Raw genomic sequence first — 20479 nt, forward strand, 5'->3', positions numbered from 1 at the left:
TAAATTAGCCGTCTCAAAATTAACGCTTTACGAATAAAACAAAGCTCATAAAGAAGGAAGTTATAAGACTTTATGAAAAAAAAGGAAAAATACTAAATCACTTCTTAAAATCTTGCAAAAGTTGTAATGTAGAGCCATCATGATCAGAGATTTCGGAATCTTCAATATCCTTTAAAATAGCACCTGCCAACTGCTTACCCAGCTCAACTCCCCATTGGTCGTAGCTAAAAATGTTCCAAATCACTCCTTGAACGAATATTTTATGCTCGTACAATGCAATTAAACTACCCAGACTTTTGGGGGTAAGCCTATCTATAAAAATAGTGTTTGTAGGTTTGTTGCCCGTAAATACTTTAAACGGAAGCAATTTGTTTATCTCACCCTCGGAAAGCGATTTGCCTTCAAATTCTGAACGCACTTGTTCTTTGGTTTTTCCGTTCATTAGTGCCTCGGTCTGGGCAAAGAAATTGGCCATTAATTTGTTGTGATGACTTTCATCACCATAAAGCGAATTTTTGAAACCAATGAAGTCAGCCGGAATCAATTTTGTACCCTGATGAATTAATTGAAAGAACGCGTGTTGCGAATTCGTGCCAGGCTCGCCCCAGATAATCGTACCGGTCTGATAGTTAACTGGGCTACCATTTCTATCAACACTTTTACCATTACTTTCCATTATGCCCTGCTGCAAATATGCAGAGAATCGGCTTAAGTATTGAGCGTAAGGTATAATCGCTTCGGTCTCCGCACCATAAAAATTATTGTACCAAACACTTAGGAGCGCCAGTATTACCGGTACATTTTGGTCTAAATCTTCCGATTTAAAATGTTCGTCCATTTCATTGGCCCCGGTCAAAAGCGCATCGAAATTCTCAAACCCCACTGCCAAGGCAATGGAAAGGCCAACGGCACTCCATAACGAGAATCGGCCTCCGACCCAATCCCACATCGGGAATACATTCTCAGCGGCAATGCCAAATTCAGCTATTTGTGCTGTATTCGTAGATACCGCAGCAAAATGTTTGGCAATATCTTCTTGTTTCCCGTGTTTTAAAAACCATTTTTTAATAGTGGTTGCGTTGCTCAAGGTTTCTTGAGTGGTAAATGTTTTTGATACCACCACAAAAAGAGTGGTCTCGGGGTCAAGCTCCTTTAAAATTTCATGAACATGATCTCCATCTACATTGCTTACGAAATAGGTCTTAAAATGGTTTTTATAGAATTTCAGTGCTTCGGTCACCATCGCCGGGCCAAGGTCTGAACCTCCGATACCAATATTAACGATAGCTGTAAAGGCTTTGCCGGTATACCCTTTTTTATCCCCCGAAATGACGGCATCGGTAAATGCTTTTATCTTTTCTTTTACCTCGTAGACCTCAGACATCACATTTTGACCATCGACCATGACCGTGTCGGTCTTTTTTCCGCGAAGCGCTGTATGAAGTACAGCACGCCCTTCGGTCTGATTAATAAGGTCACCACCGAAATAGCCCTCAATCGCCCCTTTTAGATCGACCTCATTAGCCAACGCTAGCAGCAGTTGCAAAGTTTCTTCAGAAATTCTATTTTTAGAAAAATCGACCAAAAAATCATTCCATCGAATGCTAAACTTAGCAGCTCTTTTTACATCGGCGGCAAAAAGGTCCTTTAAATGGATGTCTTTGGTCTCTTTATAATGTAGTTCTAATTTTTTCCAAGCTTCAGTAGTCGTGGGGTCAGTGTTCTGCAGTGACATTTTATTGGTTCAATGTTAGTAGTTCTTCACTTTCATCATCCAGTTTTTCTGGATAAACGATACAATCCAATTGTGCTTTCTTGGGGTTAATATAGGAAAAATAATCAGGTCGTAATGCTTCGTCAAGGGGTTCTGCCTGCGGTAACTCTTCCCGCAGTGGATCGACTTGTCTTCCATTCTTCCAAAAGCGATAACATACATGCGGACCACTGGTATTTCCCGTCATTCCGATCCATCCGATAACATCACCTTGGCGCACAAACTCACCTCTGCGTACCTTTTGCTTCTGCATGTGCAGATACTGGGTGCTATAGGTGCCGTTGTGCCTTATTTTTACATATTTGCCATTACCCCCTTTTCGTGTAGATTCGGTTACGGTACCATCGGCAGTTGCCATGATAGGTGTTCCCACGGGAGCGGCATAATCTGTTCCCCGGTGCGGCCTTATCTTATTGCCATAATACCGTATTCTTCTTTTAAGGTTGTACCGTGATGAAATTCTACTGAACTGCACAGGCGCTCTCAAAAAAGTTCTTCTTAAGTTGTTGGCTTCTTCATCAAAGTAGTCAACAATACTCTTAAGGGAATCATTTTCGTAGGCAAAGGCATATATCGGTCTACCATTATGCTCAAAATAGGCTGATTCTATTGGTCCGGCACCAGCATAAATTGAATCGTTAATATACTTTTCTTTATAAATGACCTTAAACTTATCTCCTTTTTGTAGGCGAAAAAAGTCAATGGTCCAAGCATATACTTCGGAAAGCTTGTTGGTAATATTGTAATCGATACCCTGATCTAAAATAGCCTCTGACAGTGAAGTTTCGATAATACCCGAAGCCTCGCGCTCTACGTATTTTACTTCTTTACTATTTTTGTAGGCAACAACGCTATCCCTAAAATCTACAACCGTATAATTGATAGGGTCATTCTGATAAATAAAAACTTCGGCCGCTTCGGTAGTGTCTTTGGACTTTAAGATAAGATATGGTTTGCCCAATTGGATCTTGCGCACGTCAAATGTATCTTTGAAGTCTTGTGAGAGTTTAGCAATTTTAGGATAGTCGACCTTGTTTTCCAACATGAGCTGGCCAAAACTGTCTCCTCTTCGAACCGTATCATGCTTAACCTTAAAATCTTCAAAATTAAAGCCGAACTGTTTTACGACTATTGGTTTTTCTATAGTTTCGACCTCGACAAGGTCTTTTCTAACTTCCTCATTTTTTGGTTTTTTGTCGTAACAAGATATTGATACTATTAAAATGGACAATAAACACCAAATTCTACGCATTGCTATTCTCTTATTTTATCAGGGTTAAAGATATGGTCTACCCATTGTTTTCCCCAATTATTTAACTCTTGTTTTGTATACAACTCCGGAAAAAACACAATCTTTTGGAAACTTGGCGGAAGAAACTCCTTCCAATTGGTGCCTCCTGTAGCTTCTATCTCCCCAGCCTCTTTACCCAAATATCTATGGGCAGAACCCATGTGCATCAACGGCCAGTTTACATTTGCATTCATATCTAAAGTCTTTAACGCTTCAACGAGTTCTTTATTATGTCGCTTTTTCTCGGGTAATTGCCGGTATTTATCATAAATAGTACTGGTCTCCACTTGCTTGGCAATACGTATGAGGCGCGGGGTATATCGGTACTCAAATTGCTTTAAGGTCAGTGTCTTCTCTCCCGTGGTAAGATCAGTGGCACCCTTTTTCCAATAAGCATGCTCATACAGCTCCTCTACCGCATTTTCAGATGAAAACATTTCACGTTCGGTATGATGCACCAAATTTTCTAAAGGCGTGGCGTAAATCTCGATCATTCGGTATTGTGCCGATTGAAATCCACTAGCTGGCAACAACGCCATTCGGTATTGTAGAAATTGTTCGCGTTCCATTCCCTTTATCATGATGCTAAAGGATGAAATAAGTGCCTTAAAGTAACTATTTATTCTTCTGGCCTTTTCGATAAAAAATTCGACCCTTTGCGACTTATCATCTACCAATTGCTTTTGTTCGTGCAATATCAGCTTAAAGTAAAGCTCGGTAATCTGGTGGTACATGATAAAAATTTCCTCATCGGGAAAATAGGTTCTAGGAACCTGGAGGCTCAACAATGTATCTAAATGAATATAATCCCAATAGGTGAGGTAACGTTGATAGAGCAGGCCGTCCAAATACGAGCTTAAATCTTGGCCGGAGTCTTTATATTTTTCTTCAAGTTTGGAAATTTGGGAATCGATACGCGCTTTGTCCTTCATGCCAATGGTTAGTCCATGATTATTTTAAACTGATGTTTCAGTCCGTTATAGCCATCAAGATCTGCTTTTATCGCCCCAACCGCCAAATCTGCCTTTATGCGGATAGGAATTCTATTCTTATCGGCCGAAACCCACAATGAGAGACTCTCCTTTTCTTTAAAAACCCTTCCCGACTGCACCAGAGGCCTAAATTTATAGCACTCTACTTTGCCGTATTTGGTTTTTAACACCTCGTTGCCCAGGTATTTGAGCTTGAAGTTGAAAATTCCATCATCGTCATATAACATTTTCAGCTTTATATTCTCCCCTTTGACCAGATCTTCGGGGTTATAATTGTTTCTCAAGTAATAAAAAGCCGAAAGCAGGTCTTGAATACTGTCTTGAAGTGTAAAATTAATCTTTTTTTTGTTTTTTTTATCATTCAACACGGCTGTGTCGTTCTGATGGTCGAAAACGATATCGTAATCCTTCTTATAACCGCCTTCGTCAATTTTGCGCACAAAGCGATACGGTTTGCCATCTTCTTTTCCGAAATAACTTTCGTACGTATCGTCTACCTTAAAGAAGACGCTTGCAAAACCAGTGGTCTCGCCCCTACCTACCACATGATACACGGGAACGCCTTCAACATAATTAGAATTCACCTGAAGTGTGGCATAACTGGCATTCAACCAACCGTAATGTAATCGGAATTTCAGCCACTCGCCCGGCTTAAAAGCAGCATCGGTATTTTGAGCGCTGGAACAAAGCCCTATGAACAAAAAAAACAGTACAAAAATTCTTCTCATAATTGAACGCTTATAACAAAATTACTAAATGAACTTTAAAGCAGGAGGTATCTGACAATTACTTAAACAAAATTTGTTCCAAAGTATTGTATAAAAAAAGCCCTGACGCTATTGTCAGGGCTTTTCCTAAATAACCAACCAAACTTTAAATTATGAAAAACCAATACTTAAAGTTGTAAGGGAACCACCCCTTACGAGTACAAATCTAATACATACGAGGCATGCCGTAAACGGTTTTAACGTACTTTAACTATTCCGTTAACAGTTATTTATGCTTCGGCCGTCAATTTGGCAAAAAGTTAAGAAAAACAACCTTTTTTTTAGAGCGTTCCCCTAGACGCCTGCTCCCGTTCTATAGCCTCGAAAAGTGCCTTAAAATTTCCTTTTCCGAATGATTTCGCCCCTTTTCGTTGAATAATCTCGATAAACATGGTGGGACGGTCTAAAACCGGCTTTGTAAAAATCTGTAGCAGATACCCTTCATCGTCTCTATCGATAAGTATTCCCAGCTCTTTTAACGGGGCCAAATCTTCATCGATTTTGCCTACCCTGTCAAGCACCTCTTCATAATAACTTACAGGCACCGATAAAAATTCGACGCCCCGATTTCTTAGGGCCGTAACGGTTTCAATTATATTGTCGGTAGCCAAAGCCATGTGCTGCACCCCCGCCCCATTATAAAATTCAATGTATTCTTCGATCTGTGACTTTTTTTTGCCGTCGGCCGGTTCGTTGATGGGAAATTTGATTCTTCCGTTTCCATTGCTCATCACCTTGCTCATCAAAGCGGTATATTCCGTCGAAATATCTTTATCATCAAAAGATACCAATTGTGCAAACCCCATGACCTTGGCATAAAACTGGCACCATTTATCCATTTCGTTCCATCCTACATTGCCCACCATATGGTCAATATATTTAAGGCCCACATCTTTCGGACGGTAGAAGGGTTGCCAAGCCCGATACCCCGGCATAAAAACCCCATTATAATTGCGTCGTTCTACAAACACATGAACGGTTTCACCATAGGTATGAATGCCCGACAGTACTACTTCACCCTTGGGGTCTTTTAGGGTCTTGGGTTCAAAATAAGGCTCCGCCCCCCTGCTAACGGTTTCCCTATAACTTTTTTTAGCATCATCGACCCAAAGGGCAATCGCCTTTACGCCATCGCCATGCGCATCGATATGCTTATTAATCGCTCCGCCTGACTTTAAGGGAGAAGTAAGTACCAATCTAATTTTATTTTGTTGTACCACATAAGACACCCTGTCTTTAAGCCCTGTTTCAAGACCGGCATAGGCCAAGGGCTGAAACCCCCATGCCGCCATATAATAATGTGCAGCCTGTTTGGCATTACCGACATAAAGTTCTACGTGATCTGTACCCAATAAGGGCAAAAAATCTTCAGCCTCCAGATTTTCTTTGGGCAATTGTAATGATGTTTTATCGTGTGCTGACATAAGCGTGTTTTTTGAAACTAATAGAATTTACAAAAATTATAAAGTCATTCGTCAGTGATATAATGACGATCAAGCGGTGTTTTACCACATCGCCCTCAGATGGGCCGTAATATCAATTCTAAATTGTAGCATAAGAGAAGTGCTTTGATATACAAATATCGGAAAATATTTCAGCTTCAAGAAGGCATCAAAACTATTAATCAGCTGAATATTAATGATTTGAAAAATGACGTTTCTAACAAGAAGAATTAGAATATAAGTCGGTTTTAATACATAAAACCTATTATTTAAGCACCCAATATTTTATTAATTAGGCAATGGATTACTTATGTAACCCAAAAAGTCTATTTGTTTATTCTAATGTTGAAGATTGTACGGTAAACTTGTGCCTTTAGGGCATTCATAAGTTGCGTACAAAGTTGTTCCGTCTAGTGTAGAGGGTGGAATGTATCGACTTTTTAATCCATGCTTAGGGCAAATATCATCATTATTCACCCCTACGACTTTTGACAAGGTATCTAAGAATCCGTCTCCGTCTTTTTTATCAATCCTAACGTCCTCTTTTGGCTTTAGCGGGTCTTTTTCCTTATTCTTCTTCATCTTCATCAACTGAAATTGTTTCGGCAAAATCTTCGATAACATCTAAACTTACAACAGGAACTTCCATAACCAACGTTTCCTTAATTGAGCCAAGTAATTCTGAAACTACATCTTTGTGTTTATAGCCGATTATAAATTTAGGGGACTGCTCAAAGTACTTAGGATAGGTGAGGGCGCAAAAGGCATTAGCTTTCTCTGCTAAAGGATAAAATGTATTTTTGTCAGCCGTAAGTATAACATCCGCATTATGCCTTACCCCAGACATCATAATCATAAAATCCCTGTTAATCCACTCCCTAGCCATCATATATTCATGAGTCTTAAATCCAAATTCTTCTGCAAATTTATGTAGTGATTTTTTACCCAGATGTGGGTGTAATTGATAATTAAACATTAACGACGTATCTAGGTCAAAGTCTACAAATTCGACATTAGAGCTATTCAAAACACGAAGAATTTTTTTGATTTTTTCCTGATCGTTTTCTTTTACTAAAATCTCAGTTATAACCACAGTGGAAACCAGAAAAGTCCGGTCTTTTCCATCTCCTGATTTACTTTCTTCGAGGAAGTCAATCAATTTTCTATTAAAAGAAACGACTTCGTCTTTGCAGTTTTCGTCTTCTGATAAAAACAAAGAAAGAATTACGCTTGTGTCCAGCATAATCCTTTTCCAGTCTGCTATAGTTTTTTCAATTACCGCCATAAAGTGAATCAATTAATCCGTCAATAGATGTAACTTCTTTAAAAATATTCAAGTCAATAAAACCTTCGTCTTTTAAAGTCCCCATCAGGGTTTTTCCATGAACAACCTTAAAACCATCCATTGTTGCGCTTACAACGTTTCCTTTTTCAAAAAACCTTTTAAGCTTTATTTTCATAGATAATTTATCCGTTCTATAATGCGGTTTAAGTAATAGGTCCAAGTCTTTGTCTATATATATATTGAAAGGATACCCATCCACCTTGATGTGTTTTGTCTTTGAATTTATTGACTTTCCACCAAGCTCAGATAAATAGCCATAAATCGTTTGATATGTATAATAGTATTTTATCTCCTTAGAGGATTTAAACTCCTTTATTGAAGCAACTTCATTATTATTTTCATCGTATGCAACGACATAATAATCATCTCCAAGTACTTTTTTTAAAGTGATTCCATATTTTTTTTCATCACCCTCTAATATATTTAAAGGTACGTCTTGTAGGTTTTTGTGAACGATTTTAAATCTTTCTAAATGTGTTTCTTCGAGAGAGTTAAAGTCCAAAGCGTAACAGTTTCCCCGAATATTGGAAAGTGTGCAGTTTGCTTCCTTATCTAAATCTATCGCCTTATATAAATCTTTAAGCAACTCAGAAAGGATATCAATTGGCAAACCTTTCTCCGCAGAAAGAGAATGATTTTTATCGTCAAATTTTAGAGAAAACTTATACATTTTTAATAAGTTTTTTATAAGTAAACCTTTGCTTTGGCAGTACTGGTATCAAATTTAGAGCCATCCGTAATTTTTCGATTATTGTATCTACAGGTGAACTCATTTACATACCTAGATAAATTCTTATCGCTTACATGATGGTAAATTCCATCAATACCTCTTTTTAAAAACGACCAAAAGTTTTCAATGTTGTTATTGTGTATATTGCCATCAATAGACTGATTAGCTGAATCCTTAATGAATTTATGGTCGTAGTTCTCGGACAATTTACGATAACTTTTCCATTCACCAGTAAACACACTAGGACCTTTTTTTACTTTTGTTTTGATAATTGGAATCAAGGATTTAGCGAACGCATCGGCAACAGGAATATCATAAACCCTACCGTCCCACTCCAAGATACCTAATATTGGAGTTTTAGTCTTAAAGGCTTCTACCTTGTGAGCTTTAGTTCTTTTATTCATGTGCTTGTTCTTTTCTTGCCAACGTAAAAAGCCTCGTCAAGTTCCACATTATTAGTGAAAACTTTATGTTTTGGCTCAAAGGATTCTCTAATTCTTTGAAGCATATCCCATTCGCTTGTAGACGGTAATGGCCCGTGGTTCTTCAAAGTTGTATTCCGTAGCTTTTAAAAATCGGCCGTACATCGCACTGACCTGAAATTTTCCTTCAGGATTCAAGTCAAATCCGCCTCCTGTAAATTGATGACCGGCCAAAGTATAAGGAGAAAAGGTCATACTCACATCACCAATATGTGCTGTAGCCCACTTATAAGAAGGATGCAAACTCAATCGGTTAAATTTAAACGGATTAGGAAAATCAAACACTTGATTTGAATAAGTAAAGGAAAGCGGAATGTTGTAAAGTCCGGCAATATTAAAATTAAGGTTTCCGGAAAGATAGTACGTGAGATTCTGTCGATTGGCCGTTCCATCATAATAGACGGCATTGGCCGAAACGCCACCATTATAGCGCATCCACTTTTCTTTGTCCAATTGGTCAAAATTGATACTCTGGGAAAAACCTAGGGCGTGTAACATGAGAAGTGGGATTATGAACCTGAACAAAGGACTTATCTATAATCATAAAATTAAGTTAAAAAAGGCTTAATTAGGAATATTTTCGATGAAAAGGAAGAAAAAAAATAAAGCTTAACTCATTTTTATTGTTGATTATTCCTACAGTTTTATAGTCCTTAAAGAAACTTTAACCTACATATCTTGTAAAGACATACCGCTAGAATCAACTCTTTGTTTTCCTCTTGTAACAAAACAGCTAAGTTTTTACAAACTCGTTTTCGCTCAATTACAGTCTTAAGAAATGAGTTTAAACATTCTCCCGGAAGTTTCTTAAAATTAAAAATCACGAATACAATGCCTTCCTGTTCACATCATCGAATTACGTCAATTTCGTTCAACCCTACCCTCCTTTACAAATACACTGTTTGGCCAAGCAATACGGATAACTTCTTCATGCTATCGCTAAACCTATATCTTTGCATAAATCGAATAGCAAAAGATGCAGGTTACCACAAAGGCCATTGTTCTTTCTTCTCTGAAATATGGCGATACTAGCCTTATCGTTAAGGCTTTTACATTGTCCGATGGATTAAAAACATATCTTCTCAAAGGGGTCTTGGCATCGAAAAAGGGAAAGCTTAAACCTGCCTATTTTCAACCTTTGACCCAATTGGAAATTAATGCCAACCACAAGAACAAGGGTACTTTAGAAAGTATAAGAGAGGTAAAGGTAGCATATCACTATATTGCTCTACACACTGATATATTTAAAAACGCCTTGACTTTGTTTCTTGCCGAGATGTTGGGAAATAGTATCTTCGAAGAGGAGCAAAATGAAGAGCTTTTCCATTTTCTGGAAGCTTCATTGCAATATTTAGACACTCATGAAGAAATTTCGAATTTTCATTTGTATTTTTTATTGCGCTTGACCAAATATCTTGGTTTTTATCCAGAAACCTCAACCATCGATTTGCCGTACTTCGATGTTGTAGAAGGGGAGTTCGTATCCGAACTTTCCGCGAACTTGATTTTAGAAAAGGAAAACTTAGCGTACTTTAAGCAGTTCTTAGGCATAAATTTTGATAGTATACATAAAATCAAGATGACGAAAACCGATCGGCAAAATCTATTAAAATCTATCGTGCTTTATTATGAACTGCATCTACAAGGATTCAGGAAACCCAAATCGCTTGCCATTTTAAATGAAGTTTTTAGCTAGTGTAATGATTGCTAATTTGATTGACTTAATTTTTGGTTTTTCCTACCAAAAAGGAAATGAGCTTATGAGAGCGATCGGCAAATTTGACTCTTACCATAAACAGCGTAAACTTCTATTTTGCGGTATTATTCTATTGTCTTCCGCTAAAGCCTTCGCTCAAAACATTACCGTTTTAGATGCAGAAAGCAAATTGCCCATCGTAAATGTGGTAGTATTTAACGATGATAGATCTGTAACGGCATTGTCCGATTTTGATGGAAAATGCGATTTATCAAAATTCGAAAGACACGAACGCATTACTTTTAAACACCTGAGCTATGAAACGTATAGGTCAACTAAATCACAAACTTTAAAGCGGGCCTCCCGAATTTTCATGACATCTAGGGCCGAGCATTTAGATGAGGTCGTGATGTCGGTTTCAAAATGGGAACAACAGAAAAAGGATATTCCTCAAAAAGTTGTTTTTATCGGTGCGCAAGAAATTTCATTTACCGCTCCACAGACTTCTGCCGACTTATTGGAACATAGTGGTCAAGTATTTGTGCAAAAAAGTCAACTAGGTGGCGGTAGCCCAATGATTCGGGGGTTCGCCACCAATCGGCTAGTTCTTTCCGTGGATGGTATTCGAATGAACAATGCGATTTTTAGAGGAGGGAATATTCAGAATATAATAGCTGTTGATCCCTTTACCGTTGATAAGACGGAAGTTATTTTTGGTCCTGGTTCTGTCATATATGGGAGTGATGCCATGGGGGGGGTCATGAATTTTTATACGAAAAAACCAGTGCTTTCAGATACCGATGGCTTGGCTATGTCGGGTAACGCCAAATATCGATTTTCTTCGGCCAACACCGAAAACACTTTTCACTTTGACATTAATTTGGGTAAAAGAAAATGGGCTTTTTTGACCAGTGCTTCGTACAATGATTTTGGCGATTTAAAAATGGGCGGTCATGGGCCGGTTTCCTATCTCAGAAACGAGTATGTTTCTACTATTGGTGGTGAAGATATCGTGAGCGTCAATAATAATGCCAGAAAGCAGGTTCCAACAGGTTACGACCAAATAAATGTAATGCAGAAAGTTGTTTTTGAACCAAATAACAATTGGAGCTACAATTTTGGTATGCATTATTCTGAAACGTCTGATTACTCTAGATATGATAGGCTGATACGGCCAGGCCATGATGATGACAAATTCAGGTCGGCCGAATGGTATTATGGCCCTCAAAAATGGTTTTTGGGCAATTTCCAGATCGACAAAAAAGGAAAAGGAAAGTTCTACGACGGACTTAAGATTACGACGGCATATCAGCATTTCGAAGAGAGCCGGCACGATCGAGCCTTTCAAGATACCGACTTGTTCTCGACGAAAGAAGAGGTAGATGCCATTTCTTCGAATATTGATTTTGAAAACAAAAAAATTGGTAACCTGCGATTGTACTATGGGGGCGAGTATATCTTTAACAAAGTAAGTTCTGTAGGCGATGTGCTAAACATTGAGACTAATACCTCATTGAATGCAGCCTCAAGATATCCAGATGGATCTACTTGGCAGACCTTGGCGGGGTATCTTCATGGTGAGTATAAGGCAAAGCCCAATTTCACGATGCTCGGTGGTTTGCGGTATAGCCATGTGTGGATCGATGCCGATTTTGACAAGACCTTTTATCCTTTTCCATTTGACGATGCCAATTTGAGTACCGGGGCATTGACTGGTAGCGTAGGGTTCAGTTGGCTTCCACGAGCAGACTTGCAGTTCACACTTAACGGTTCAACGGGCTTCAGGGCCCCGAATATAGATGATGTGGGGAAAATTTTTGATTCCGAACCTGGTTCGGTGGTCGTTCCCAACCCTGATTTGGTAGCTGAATATGCCTATAATATGGAGCTGGGAGTACAGAAAAACTTTAGTGATAAGGTGGTTTTTAAAGCCGCCTCTTTCTATACGTATTTGGTAGATGCCCTAGTACGCCGTGATTTTATGTTCAATGGAAATTCGCAGATTGAATATAAGGGAGAATTGAGCAATGTTCAAGCCATACAGAATGCTGCCAAAGCTTATGTATATGGTTTTGAATTTGGGTTGGAGGCTTTTTTCACGGATAACCTTTCTATGTCTTCGAACCTGACATTGACGGAAGGAATCGAAGAAGAGGATGATGGTACTGATTCTCCAGCAAGACATGTTCCACCGACCTTTGGAAACTTTCATGTCAAATGGAAGAATCAACGACTTAAAACAGATGTGTTCTTGAATTATAATGGGGAAATTGTTTTTTCCAATTTAGCTACATCGGAAAAAAGCAAAGACTATATGTACGCTATCGATACCGATGGCAATCCATACTCCCCATCTTGGTATACCTTAAATGTGCGAACGCAATATTCTGTGTCAAACAATTTAAAAGCGAATGTTTCACTGGAAAACATTACTGACCAACGGTATCGTTCTTATTCATCGGGTATTGTGGCCCCGGGCACAAACCTTATAATTGGCATAGGTTATAATTTTTGAAATTTGAGCAGAACTTGGTCATCTATGCCATTGGGGTATTGCCACAAAAAACCCTGACAAAACTGCCAGGGTCATTTTTTTGATTTGGCTGTCCGCTATTAATTGTCAACAGCGTCCTTTACTTTGTCAATCCCATCTTGAGCTGCGTTCTTAACATCTTCGCCGGCTTCTTTGGCCTTATCGGCAGCATTTTCACCAGCTTCTTTAATGTCTTCGCCCACTTCCTTAGCCTTATCCATGGCATCTTCACCCACTTCTTCAAGATCCTCACCAGCTTCCTCCATGGCATCGCCTGCCTCTTCAGTAGCACTTTTAGCCTTATCGGCAGCTTCCCTGCACGAAACGAAAGAAACACTTAGGGCAAGCATTAGAATTGAACTTAAAATTACCTTTTTCATTGTTTTTAGTTTTAATTGTTTATAGTCCATTGTTTAGTTGCAGGTATATACGTCACAATTGGCCTTTTGGATGATTCTCTTTTCAACCACCCCATCTATTTTCTGAAAAAGCCTATGAATATTGACTTCACGTCACATTTCCTAGTTTGTGACAAATCGGCATTTCATCGATAATCTCAATTTTTAACATTTTTTTAAGAATATTAGGTAGGGTTCAGTTGTTCCATACCAAATTGTCCCATAAAAATTCAATCTTATGAAAAAGTATTTAAAAAATGGAGCCTTATTAGGTCTAACGATGATGGCCATGATCGCTTGTAGTAAAAGCGATGATGGAGAAAAGAACACAGATGGTGAATCTTACAATACTACGTTTAAAATTACCGATGCACCGGTCGACAATGCTAATATAGAAGCAGTGTTCGTTACAATCTCTGATGTGAAAGTTGATGGTACTTCATTAGAAGGGTTTAATACCACAACCATAGAACTTTCGGCCCTTGTCAATGGAAAAACCGAAACTTTGGGAAATCTTGATTTGCAGGCGGGTTCTTATTCCGACATTGTTTTGGAATTGGATTATGATATGGACTCCTTTGGGAATAGTCCGGGTTGCTATGTAGAAATGGCCGATGGATCTAAAGACAAGTTAGAGGCGAGCTCTAAAAAAATCAATATTTCCAATGCCTTCGAAGTGTTTACTTCCACATCAAACGAAATCATTATCGATTTTGATTTGAGAAAGGCCGTTAAAGAAGAACAGGGCGCGGTCTCATCGAATTTTGAATTCGTATCCACTTCAGAACTTTCTGCTAGTATCAGAACGATCAACGAAGAATTTACAGGTGAAATTTCGGGTACGGCAAACGATACGAATAATACTTCTGACAAAGTTGTGGTCTACTGCTATGAAAAAGGCGCCTTTGATGCCGAAACTGAAACGGAAGGACAAGGTTCCAGTAACGTTACTTTTGCCAATGCCATTACCAGTGCCGAGGTCAGTGCCACCAATGGGAGCTATAGTCTTAATTTCTTGGCAGAAGGGGAATATGAATTGGTTTTTGCTTCCTACAATAAAGATGGTGACGCCTTTTATTTTAATTCGCTTTTGGAAGTCGAATCGACTACCGGGTTGAATTTAGGTGCCATAAGCGTTTCCGCAGCGCTCCAAATCAGTGCCAATGTTACCATTACGGGTACCAAACAATAACAGAAAAAATAGTCTTATATAAAAGCCTCTTCAAAAAGAGGCTTTTTGTTTTACACCCCTTATACTTTACTTAAAAATCACTAATTTTGCGGACTTAATTTGTAGCGGTAGAAGAAGTTACTATGAAGTTTGCAGAATATAATGGACTGGATTTACCAAAAGTAGCGGAAGAAATTCTTGACTATTGGAAAGAGAACCAGATTTTTGAAAAAAGCGTTTCAACAAGGGAAGGTCAAAATACCTATGTGTTTTATGAGGGCCCCCCTTCTGCAAACGGCATGCCGGGCATTCACCATGTAATGGCACGCACTATTAAAGATATTTTTCCACGTTACAAGACCATGAAAGGTTTTCAGGTAAAACGGAAAGCTGGCTGGGATACGCACGGCCTACCCATAGAGCTTGGGGTCGAAAAAGAATTGGGTATCACGAAGGAAGATATTGGCAAAAAAATATCCGTAGAGGAATACAATGCTGCTTGTAAAAAAGCAGTAATGCGCTATACCGATGTATGGAATGAAATGACAGAAAAGGTGGGCTATTGGGTCGATATGGAAGACCCGTATATCACCTACAAGTCAAAATATATGGAATCGGTCTGGTGGTTGTTGAAACAAATATATGATAAAGGCCTTATTTACAAAGGCTATACCATTCAACCCTATTCCCCAAAAGCCGGTACCGGATTAAGTTCACACGAACTCAATCAACCGGGAACATATCAAGATGTTACCGATACTACAGTGGTGGCCCAATTTAAGGCCATAGAAGATTCATTACCTGATTTTCTTCAAAACGAGGGTACAATCCATTTTTTGGCGTGGACGACCACTCCGTGGACATTGCCATCGAACACGGCATTAACGGTCGGACCGAAAATCGATTATGTTTTGGTCGAGACGTATAATCAGTACACATTTCAGCCCATGAACGTTGTACTGGCCAAGGGTCTTGTGGCCAAGCAATTTGTCGGAAAGTTCCATCAAGTCGAAACAAAACCTGAATTATTGGAGTATAATTCCGGTGATAAAAAAATTCCATTTTACGTCGTAAAAGAATTTAAGGGTAAAGATTTGGTCGGTATTAAGTACGAACAACTGATCGATTATGCACAACCTTATCAAAATCCTGAGAATGCTTTTCGGGTAATTACAGGTGACTTTGTAACCACCGAGGATGGAACCGGAATCGTACATACGGCACCGACTTTTGGTGCAGATGATGCCTTGGTCGCCAAACAGGCCGTTCCCGAAGTTCCACCATTACTGGTCTTAGACGAAAATAACAACCCTGTTCCATTAGTCGACTTGCAAGGGAAGTTTCGGTCAGAAATGAAAGAATGGGGTGGCAAATATGTAAAAAATGAATATTATGAAGATGGTCAGGCCCCAGAGCGATCTATAGATGTAGAAATAGCCATTCGATTAAAGGAAGAGAACAAAGCATTTAAGGTTGAAAAGTATGTGCATAGTTATCCTAACTGTTGGCGTACCGACAAACCTATTCTGTATTACCCGTTAGATTCGTGGTTTATCAAGGTCACCGATATAAAAGATCGTATGTACGAACTCAACCAATCGATAAACTGGAAGCCCAAGGCAACTGGCGATGGTCGATTTGGTAACTGGTTGGCCAATGCCAATGACTGGAACCTTTCGCGATCTCGGTATTGGGGTATACCCCTGCCGATTTGGCGCACTGAAGATGGTAAAGAAGAGCTCATGATAGGCTCCGTTGCCGAATTGAAATCGGAAATGGCCAAGGCCGTAACAGCCGGGGTTTTACAGAAAGATATTTTTGAAGATTTCGTTGTAGATGATGTGTCTGAAGAAAATTATGACGGCATCGATCTTCATAAAAATATAGTTGACCAAATTATTCTGGTCTCGGCATCGGGAAAACCGATGAAACGCGAGAGCGATTTGATCGATGTGTGGTTCGATAGTGGATCCATGCCTTACGCACAATGGCATTATCCGTTCGAGAACCGCGAGTTAATCGATAAAAGTAAAACATTCCCCGCCGATTTTATTGCCGAGGGCGTGGACCAGACCAGGGGCTGGTTTTATACATTACACGCCATTGCGACCATGGTATTTGATTCTGTCGCCTATAAAAATGTGGTTTCTAACGGACTTGTACTTGACAAGGATGGCAAAAAAATGTCAAAACGCCTTGGTAATGCAGTAGATCCGTTTGAAACGATGAAAAATCATGGGGCCGATGCTACCCGTTGGTATATGATTTCGAATGCCAATCCATGGGATAACTTGAAATTCGATGAAGAAGGCATAGTAGAAGTAAAACGAAAGTTTTTTGGAACACTGTATAACACCTATTCCTTCTTCTGTCTTTATGCCAATATTGATGGGTTTGAGTATTCGGAGACAGACATCCCACTATCGGAACGTCCTGAAATCGACCGATGGATTTTATCAGAATTACATTCACTAATAAAGAAAGTCGATGAAGCATATGCAGATTATGAACCTACACGGGCTACTCGGGCGATTTCCGACTATGTTCAAGAAAATTTGAGCAATTGGTACGTGCGATTGAGTAGAAGACGTTTTTGGAAAGGGGATTATCAAAAAGATAAAATTTCCGCATATCAGACGCTTTATACTTGCTTGGCAACCGTAGCTAAATTATCGGCACCTGTTGCGCCATTCTTCATGGACCGCCTGTATAAAGACCTGACGCAAACTACACAAAAGGAGGTTTTCGAAAGTGTGCATTTAGCCGATTTCCCACTTTTCGATGCTAAGGTCGTAGATACAGACCTTGAGAGCAAAATGCAAAAGGCTCAAACGATTTCATCTTTGGTGCTCTCCATTCGGCAGAAGGAAAAAATTAAGGTGCGGCAACCGCTACAAAAAATCATGATTCCTGTTTTGGATAGAAAACAGAAGGAAGAGATCGAGGCAGTAGCCGATTTAATTAAATCGGAAGTGAATGTAAAGGAAATTGAGCTTCTTGATGACACTTCTGGTATTTTGGTAAAGCAGATCAAACCAAATTTTAAAGTTTTAGGACCAAAATTTGGGAGAGAAATGAAGCAAATAGCGGCTGCCGTAGGGCGCTTGGGACAGGAAGACATCCAGAAAATCGAGCAAGAGGGCGAAATATCACTGGATATTGAAAATAAAATTATTAAATTACAGTTACAAGATGTTGAAATAGCATCGCAAGATATCGAAGGTTGGTTGGTGGCCAGTTCAGGTTCGCTTACCGTGGCGCTTGATGTAACCATTAACGATACACTTAGAAAAGAAGGGATTGCCAGGGAACTTGTAAACCGTATTCAGAATATTAGAAAAGAATCAGGATACGAGGTGACCGATAGAATCGATATCAAGATTCTTAAGGATGGGCTCGTTGAAAATGCGGTCGTCAACAACATTGATTATATAAAGACAGAGACGTTGACGGCAGAACTGAATTTTGAAGATAATTTGGAAAATGGAACAAAGGTTTCCTTTGATGAAATTAACACGAAATTGTTTATTGAAAAACATTAGAAAGTATGGCAGAAGATTTAAAGATTAGATATTCGGACAAAGATTTAGCGGAATTCAAAGTTTTGATAGAGCAAAAAATAGAAAAAGCGAAGAGTCATTTAGATTTGCTCAAAAGCTCTTATATGAACGATGGCAACAACGGTACTGATGATACCTCGCCAACCTTTAAGGCCTTTGAAGAAGGGTCTCAAACCATGAGTAAAGAAGCCAATACACAGTTGGCCATTCGACAAGAGAAGTTTATCAGAGATTTGAAAAATGCCCTGCTGCGCATTGAAAACAAAACTTATGGTATTTGCCGGGTGACCGGAAAGTTGATCAATAAAGAACGCCTGAAACTTGTGCCCCATGCCACATTGAGTATCGAGGCTAAGAATATGCAGAAATAGACAAACGCCCTTCGGGGCGTTTTTTATTATGAAAAAGTCTTTTTATCTGCTTCTCTTGCTACATGCAACTTTATTGACGGCACAAAAGGTGCTGAAAAAATCTTTTATTGACCCCGGCATCTCATTTATCAGGGTAGATGCCAACAATTGCTTTAAAGTCGAGCTAGAAACAGGTAATACGAACGAAATGCTTATAGCGGCTAACATAGATGGGGAATACAGCAAAGAACTTCTATTAAATGTAAAGAGAGATGGGGCCACCACTTCGGTCAGTGCTGATTTTCAACCTAATTTTGTTCGCCCGAATGACAAATTAAGTGCACATAAGGTTATTTCGATTGCGTTGAAAATTACGGTACCAAAACAGAAAGAGGTGTACCTTCATGGTACGAGTTGCAATGTTTTTGCGTCAGGGCAGTACCAGTTTTTGCGGGTAACCCTAAACGACGGAAAATGTACCTTAAGTAATATTTCCGAATCGGCAAATATTATGACCCAAAGCGGCGATATTATGGTGAGTAGTACAAATGCAACTATTCTGGCGAGTAGCAAATACGGGCTTGTCGATAGCGTATCGATACCTAAAGGCGACACTAGTTTAGTTTTACGAACCACAACCGGAAATATCCATCTTAAGAAAACCGAATAATATGTCTACTTTTGCCATTTATTATTGTAACGAATGAGCCTAAATAAGTCCTTACTTTTAATCGCTGCTATTCTAATCGTAGATCAGCTGAGCAAATTATACATAAAGACCAATTTTGTTCTTGGTGAGCCTGTGGAAGTCTTCAGTTGGTTCAAAATACTTTTTATAGAAAATTCGGGAGCTGCTTGGGGAGCAAAATTAAGTGATTTTCTACCAATCTCAGAGCGATCGGGAAAATTGATATTGACTATATTTCGATTATTTGCCGTAGCCGGCATCGGGTATTGGTTATTCGACGTCATTCGTAAAAAATCTTCGCGGACATTAATTATTGCCGTTGCCTTGATTTTTGCAGGAGCCTTGGGCAACATTATTGATTCGGTTTTCTACGGCGTCTTGTTCGACCACAGCAACAATCAAGTCGCAACCTTATTTTCTGATGAGCCGTATGGGGGCATATTCCACGGAAAGGTGGTAGATATGCTTTACTTTCCTATGATCGATACCATCTGGCCAGAATGGGTTCCTTTTGTAGGAGGTGAAAACTTTCGCTTCTTCGAGCCCGTCTTTAATGTGGCCGATACAGCTATTAGTACAGGGGTCGGCATACTTTTAGTATTTAATAAAAAAGCTTTTGGTACTGCGGAGGAAACAGCAGCAACCGAGGGAAATCAATCAACCTAAAAGTAGTAGATTTTTGTTGGGGTAACACAGTAGTCCAAAGGGACATCATTTTCTTCAATATCGGAGATTTCTTCCTCAGCCTCAAAATAGGAAAGTCCTATTTTAATGATATCTGGTCTACAATTGCTTAAAAATCTGTCGTAAAACCCTTTTCCATACCCCACTCTATGGCCTGCTTTATCAAAGGCCAAAAGAGGAACAAATACAACATCCAATTTTTTCTCCGAGATTTCAATACCATCAATTGGTTCAGGAACATTCCACTTATTTTTGACTAGTGTGGTGTTATCTGTAAGTAAGTAGTTCGACAGTGTACCGTCTTCATTCATTTTTGGAACGACAATGTTTTTGTCCTTTCCCTGAATTATAGAAAGTATAGGGGTAGTGTCAATTTCTTTTTTTTCGGTAATAGATAGGAAAACATGGTAATTGCTAAATTCCCAGACAGAAAGTCTCAAGAGATTGTTAGCTATGCAGAGGTCGGCGTCGATAAGTTGTTGGGCCGATATATTCTTTCTGCGTTTCAAATATATGGAGCGCAGACTTTCTTTTAGCATTCTGAAGGATTAATCGGTACATTCACTAGAATGACAA

18 protein-coding genes and 1 pseudogene are annotated in these 20479 nt (G+C 39.2%); 7 read left to right on the plus strand and 12 right to left on the minus strand.

The window, feature by feature from the left end:
• Positions 1-97: 97 nt before the first annotated feature.
• The 10 genes and pseudogenes from pgi to AACZ88_RS05885 form a co-directional block, all read right to left on the minus strand.
• Positions 98-1735: a glucose-6-phosphate isomerase gene (pgi, locus tag AACZ88_RS05840; RefSeq protein WP_339707551.1), complete on the minus strand. Its 1638-nt coding sequence runs from the start codon at positions 1733-1735 to the stop codon at positions 98-100.
• Position 1736: 1 nt separating this feature from the next.
• The gene (locus tag AACZ88_RS05845; protein WP_339707554.1) at positions 1737-3026 is read right to left on the minus strand and encodes a peptidoglycan DD-metalloendopeptidase family protein; all 1290 of its coding nucleotides are present in this window, start codon (positions 3024-3026) and stop codon (positions 1737-1739) included.
• A 2-nt stretch (positions 3027-3028) separates the two neighbouring features.
• Entirely contained in the window at positions 3029-3997 is a 969-nt protein-coding gene (locus AACZ88_RS05850) for a tryptophan 2,3-dioxygenase family protein (RefSeq protein WP_339707557.1), read from the minus strand.
• A gap of 8 nt (positions 3998-4005) precedes the next feature.
• Positions 4006-4785: a DUF3108 domain-containing protein gene (locus tag AACZ88_RS05855; RefSeq protein ID WP_339707560.1), complete on the minus strand. Its 780-nt coding sequence runs from the start codon at positions 4783-4785 to the stop codon at positions 4006-4008.
• Positions 4786-5105: 320 nt separating this feature from the next.
• On the minus strand, positions 5106-6248 hold the full coding sequence (gene hppD, locus AACZ88_RS05860) for a 4-hydroxyphenylpyruvate dioxygenase (RefSeq protein WP_339707563.1): 1143 nt from the start codon (positions 6246-6248) through the stop codon (positions 5106-5108).
• A 357-nt stretch (positions 6249-6605) separates the two neighbouring features.
• Positions 6606-6854 carry a hypothetical protein gene (locus tag AACZ88_RS05865; protein WP_339707566.1) on the minus strand — a complete coding sequence of 83 codons (249 nt, stop codon included), beginning with the start codon at positions 6852-6854 and terminating at the stop codon, positions 6606-6608.
• The gene (locus AACZ88_RS05870) at positions 6835-7551 is read right to left on the minus strand and encodes a hypothetical protein (protein ID WP_339707569.1); all 717 of its coding nucleotides are present in this window, start codon (positions 7549-7551) and stop codon (positions 6835-6837) included. Before AACZ88_RS05870 ends, AACZ88_RS05865 begins: the two co-directional genes overlap by 20 nt.
• A complete protein-coding gene (locus tag AACZ88_RS05875; RefSeq protein WP_339707572.1) occupies positions 7538-8281 on the minus strand; it encodes a hypothetical protein in 744 nt (247 codons plus the stop codon). The genes AACZ88_RS05870 and AACZ88_RS05875 overlap by 14 nt, the downstream gene beginning before the upstream one ends.
• Positions 8282-8295: 14 nt before the next feature.
• Positions 8296-8763: pseudogene (locus tag AACZ88_RS05880) on the minus strand (IS1595 family transposase); the annotation flags it as partial.
• A gap of 69 nt (positions 8764-8832) precedes the next feature.
• Complete coding sequence (locus AACZ88_RS05885; RefSeq protein WP_339707575.1) at positions 8833-9321, minus strand: hypothetical protein; 489 nt, start codon at positions 9319-9321, stop codon at positions 8833-8835.
• A gap of 478 nt (positions 9322-9799) precedes the next feature.
• On the opposite strand from AACZ88_RS05885, the gene recO reads away from it, so the two are divergent.
• Both recO and AACZ88_RS05895 read left to right on the plus strand, forming a co-directional pair.
• Positions 9800-10519 carry a DNA repair protein RecO gene (gene recO / locus AACZ88_RS05890; RefSeq protein ID WP_339707578.1) on the plus strand — a complete coding sequence of 240 codons (720 nt, stop codon included), beginning with the start codon at positions 9800-9802 and terminating at the stop codon, positions 10517-10519.
• Complete coding sequence (locus AACZ88_RS05895; RefSeq protein WP_339707581.1) at positions 10503-13034, plus strand: TonB-dependent receptor; 2532 nt, start codon at positions 10503-10505, stop codon at positions 13032-13034. Before recO ends, AACZ88_RS05895 begins: the two co-directional genes overlap by 17 nt.
• Before the next feature lie 98 nt (positions 13035-13132).
• Here the strand turns inward: AACZ88_RS05895 and AACZ88_RS05900 are convergent, their stop codons facing one another.
• Positions 13133-13432 (minus strand): hypothetical protein, encoded by a 300-nt coding sequence (locus AACZ88_RS05900; RefSeq protein WP_339707584.1) that lies wholly within the window; start codon positions 13430-13432, stop codon positions 13133-13135.
• Between the two features lie 256 nt (positions 13433-13688).
• Between AACZ88_RS05900 and AACZ88_RS05905 the strand changes: the two genes are divergently transcribed.
• The 5 genes from AACZ88_RS05905 to AACZ88_RS05925 all read left to right on the plus strand — a co-directional run bounded on the left by AACZ88_RS05905 (position 13689) and on the right by AACZ88_RS05925 (position 19885).
• A complete protein-coding gene (locus AACZ88_RS05905; protein ID WP_339707587.1) occupies positions 13689-14642 on the plus strand; it encodes a DUF4382 domain-containing protein in 954 nt (317 codons plus the stop codon).
• Positions 14643-14764: 122 nt separating this feature from the next.
• Positions 14765-18163 carry an isoleucine--tRNA ligase gene (gene ileS / locus AACZ88_RS05910; protein ID WP_339707590.1) on the plus strand — a complete coding sequence of 1133 codons (3399 nt, stop codon included), beginning with the start codon at positions 14765-14767 and terminating at the stop codon, positions 18161-18163.
• A 5-nt stretch (positions 18164-18168) separates the two neighbouring features.
• Positions 18169-18552, plus strand: a complete 384-nt coding sequence (locus tag AACZ88_RS05915; RefSeq protein WP_339707593.1) for a TraR/DksA C4-type zinc finger protein — start codon at positions 18169-18171, stop codon at positions 18550-18552.
• A gap of 28 nt (positions 18553-18580) precedes the next feature.
• Entirely contained in the window at positions 18581-19201 is a 621-nt protein-coding gene (locus tag AACZ88_RS05920; protein ID WP_339707596.1) for a hypothetical protein, read from the plus strand.
• A gap of 33 nt (positions 19202-19234) precedes the next feature.
• Positions 19235-19885 (plus strand): lipoprotein signal peptidase, encoded by a 651-nt coding sequence (locus tag AACZ88_RS05925; protein ID WP_339707599.1) that lies wholly within the window; start codon positions 19235-19237, stop codon positions 19883-19885.
• On the opposite strand, the gene AACZ88_RS05930 is transcribed toward AACZ88_RS05925, so the two are convergent.
• Positions 19882-20442 (minus strand): 5-formyltetrahydrofolate cyclo-ligase, encoded by a 561-nt coding sequence (locus AACZ88_RS05930; protein WP_339707602.1) that lies wholly within the window; start codon positions 20440-20442, stop codon positions 19882-19884. The two genes, AACZ88_RS05925 and AACZ88_RS05930, sit on opposite strands and share 4 nt — an antisense overlap.
• Between the last annotated feature and the right edge of the window lie 37 nt (positions 20443-20479).

The sequence above is a fragment of the uncultured Kriegella sp. genome (genome assembly GCF_963975415.1).
In the GTDB taxonomy this organism is placed as follows: Bacteria; Bacteroidota; Bacteroidia; order Flavobacteriales; family Flavobacteriaceae; genus Kriegella.

Excerpts from the sequence above, each read along its gene's own strand:
- pgi (WP_339707551.1), bottom strand. The coding sequence starts at position 1,735 with ATGTCACTGCAGAACACTGACCCCACGACTACTGAAGCTTGGAAAAAA.
- AACZ88_RS05845 (WP_339707554.1), bottom strand. The coding sequence starts at position 3,026 with ATGCGTAGAATTTGGTGTTTATTGTCCATTTTAATAGTATCAATATCT.
- AACZ88_RS05850 (WP_339707557.1), bottom strand. The coding sequence starts at position 3,997 with ATGAAGGACAAAGCGCGTATCGATTCCCAAATTTCCAAACTTGAAGAA.
- AACZ88_RS05855 (WP_339707560.1), bottom strand. The coding sequence starts at position 4,785 with ATGAGAAGAATTTTTGTACTGTTTTTTTTGTTCATAGGGCTTTGTTCC.
- hppD (WP_339707563.1), bottom strand. The coding sequence starts at position 6,248 with ATGTCAGCACACGATAAAACATCATTACAATTGCCCAAAGAAAATCTG.
- AACZ88_RS05865 (WP_339707566.1), bottom strand. The coding sequence starts at position 6,854 with ATGAAGATGAAGAAGAATAAGGAAAAAGACCCGCTAAAGCCAAAAGAG.
- AACZ88_RS05870 (WP_339707569.1), bottom strand. The coding sequence starts at position 7,551 with ATGGCGGTAATTGAAAAAACTATAGCAGACTGGAAAAGGATTATGCTG.
- AACZ88_RS05875 (WP_339707572.1), bottom strand. The coding sequence starts at position 8,281 with ATGTATAAGTTTTCTCTAAAATTTGACGATAAAAATCATTCTCTTTCT.
- AACZ88_RS05885 (WP_339707575.1), bottom strand. The coding sequence starts at position 9,321 with ATGTTACACGCCCTAGGTTTTTCCCAGAGTATCAATTTTGACCAATTG.
- recO (WP_339707578.1), top strand. The coding sequence starts at position 9,800 with ATGCAGGTTACCACAAAGGCCATTGTTCTTTCTTCTCTGAAATATGGC.
- AACZ88_RS05895 (WP_339707581.1), top strand. The coding sequence starts at position 10,503 with ATGAAGTTTTTAGCTAGTGTAATGATTGCTAATTTGATTGACTTAATT.
- AACZ88_RS05900 (WP_339707584.1), bottom strand. The coding sequence starts at position 13,432 with ATGAAAAAGGTAATTTTAAGTTCAATTCTAATGCTTGCCCTAAGTGTT.
- AACZ88_RS05905 (WP_339707587.1), top strand. The coding sequence starts at position 13,689 with ATGAAAAAGTATTTAAAAAATGGAGCCTTATTAGGTCTAACGATGATG.
- ileS (WP_339707590.1), top strand. The coding sequence starts at position 14,765 with ATGAAGTTTGCAGAATATAATGGACTGGATTTACCAAAAGTAGCGGAA.
- AACZ88_RS05915 (WP_339707593.1), top strand. The coding sequence starts at position 18,169 with ATGGCAGAAGATTTAAAGATTAGATATTCGGACAAAGATTTAGCGGAA.
- AACZ88_RS05920 (WP_339707596.1), top strand. The coding sequence starts at position 18,581 with ATGAAAAAGTCTTTTTATCTGCTTCTCTTGCTACATGCAACTTTATTG.
- AACZ88_RS05925 (WP_339707599.1), top strand. The coding sequence starts at position 19,235 with ATGAGCCTAAATAAGTCCTTACTTTTAATCGCTGCTATTCTAATCGTA.
- AACZ88_RS05930 (WP_339707602.1), bottom strand. The coding sequence starts at position 20,442 with ATGCTAAAAGAAAGTCTGCGCTCCATATATTTGAAACGCAGAAAGAAT.